The 747-nt window shown below is 39.1% G+C and carries 1 protein-coding gene; it reads left to right on the top strand.

Annotated features, from left to right (window positions below; translation table 11 throughout):
- On the top strand, positions 1-316 hold a 316-nt coding region (locus tag FA047_RS20725; protein WP_205943369.1), incomplete at its 5' end, for a hypothetical protein.
- Between the last annotated feature and the right edge of the window lie 431 nt (positions 317-747).

Genomic DNA, 747 nt, shown 5'->3' with positions numbered 1-747 from the left:
GCAATCAGTCTTCTTCAGTTTATCCTGGTCGTTTCGTCCAGATTCAGTTTCTAAAAACTTATTGTTTCAATCTTGTGTATTCCGTTACCAAACTCCGTTTGGTAACTCCCGTTCTGTTTGGGATTGCAAAGGTAGAAATCTTTTTATTATTGTCAAGCTTTTTTTAAAACTTTTTTTCTTTTTGTTTTTCATGCTTTTCAAAGCAACAACCGCCGAAGCAGACCCAAAAACAAAAGAGACATTTCCTATCTCAACAACCTTTCAAAAACCAGCCTTTCGACTGTCGCTCTTCCTCCGAATCGGGATGCAAAAGTAGGAAAAATATCCCTCCCTCCAAATATTTATTAACTATTATTCACACCTCGTCTGTAACTCGCTATATTTCAACCAGAAAAATTAAATAACAAAAGCAAACAAACCCACAGCCATACTTGTATAGCTTAAAAGCAACCCGAAATTGCTACCCACCTGCTCTTCCAGTTATCCCCAGCCTCCTCGTCATCCGGCCAGCACACAGCGACAAGAGATCTTGGATAGCGCAAACAAGAGATCTCCCGGTACCATCGAGACGACTAAAGGGTTTCTGCTTCACATCAAAATAACTTCTTCACACTTTATACACACATCATTCACAAATAATACACAAACAGGTACCTTTTTGTGAATAAAGTGTGTACAATGTATGTACCATGTGAGCAGATGCTATAGCCAAAGAGGCTATTGAGTAGCCTCTACTATACTACAAGA

It is taken from the genome of Pedobacter frigoris, from assembly GCF_005116445.1.
Lineage (GTDB): Bacteria > Bacteroidota > Bacteroidia > Sphingobacteriales > Sphingobacteriaceae > Pedobacter > Pedobacter frigoris.
The sequence above is the reverse complement of the archived record's forward strand: the minus strand, read 5'-3'. Positions and strand labels throughout refer to the sequence as shown.